The organism is Klebsiella sp. C283 (genome assembly GCF_048822555.1).
Lineage (GTDB): Bacteria > Pseudomonadota > Gammaproteobacteria > Enterobacterales > Enterobacteriaceae > Klebsiella > Klebsiella quasipneumoniae.
The window spans coordinates 1-1,037 of the sequence record NZ_JBMEZS010000066.1; the positions used below are offsets into that span (position 1 = coordinate 1).

Genomic DNA, 1,037 nt, shown 5'->3' on the forward strand with positions numbered 1-1,037 from the left:
CCGCCTTCACGGATTGCGAAACGCAGACCATCGTCCATCGCGATCGGGTGGATCAGGGTAACAACCATTTTGATGTTGTCGCCCGGCATTACCATCTCTACGCCTTCCGGCAGTTCGATGGTGCCAGTCACGTCAGTAGTACGGAAGTAGAACTGCGGACGGTAGCCTTTGAAGAACGGAGTATGACGGCCGCCTTCGTCTTTGGACAGAATGTACACTTCAGATTCGAACTTGGTGTGCGGGTTGATGGTGCCCGGCTTAGCCAGTACCTGACCACGTTCGATTTCTTCACGTTTGATACCACGCAGCAGAACACCTACGTTCTCACCAGCACGGCCTTCGTCCAGCAGTTTGCGGAACATTTCAACGCCAGTACAGGTGGTTTTCGCGGTTTCTTTGATACCAACGATTTCAACTTCTTCACCCACTTTGATGATACCGCGCTCTACACGACCGGTAACAACGGTACCACGACCGGAGATGGAGAATACGTCTTCGATCGGCAGCAGGAACGGCTTGTCAATCGCACGCTCTGGTTCCGGGATATAGGTATCCAGGTGGCCAGCCAGTTCGATGATTTTCGCTTCCCACTCTGCGTCGCCTTCCAGCGCTTTCAGAGCAGAACCACGAACGATCGGAGTGTCGTCGCCCGGGAAATCGTACTGAGACAGCAGTTCACGAACTTCCATCTCAACCAGTTCCAGCAGCTCTTCGTCATCAACCATGTCGCATTTGTTCAGGAACACGATGATGTACGGAACGCCTACCTGACGACCCAGCAGGATGTGCTCACGAGTCTGCGGCATCGGGCCGTCGGTCGCAGCAACAACCAGGATCGCGCCGTCCATCTGCGCAGCACCGGTGATCATGTTTTTAACATAGTCGGCGTGGCCCGGGCAGTCTACGTGCGCGTAGTGGCGAGTCGGGGTGTCATATTCAACGTGAGAGGTGTTGATGGTGATACCACGAGCTTTTTCTTCCGGCGCGTTATCGATCTGGTCGAATGCGCGAGCGGAACCACCGTAGGTTTTAGCCAG

At 54.8% G+C, this 1,037-nt stretch carries 1 protein-coding gene; it reads right to left on the reverse strand.

The genetic code is table 11. The annotated features are described in order from the left end of the window. Window positions 1–1,037, reverse strand: a 1,037-nt coding sequence (tuf, locus tag ACOI7Z_RS27225) for an elongation factor Tu (protein ID WP_020316953.1), incomplete at both ends; no start/stop codon positions are given.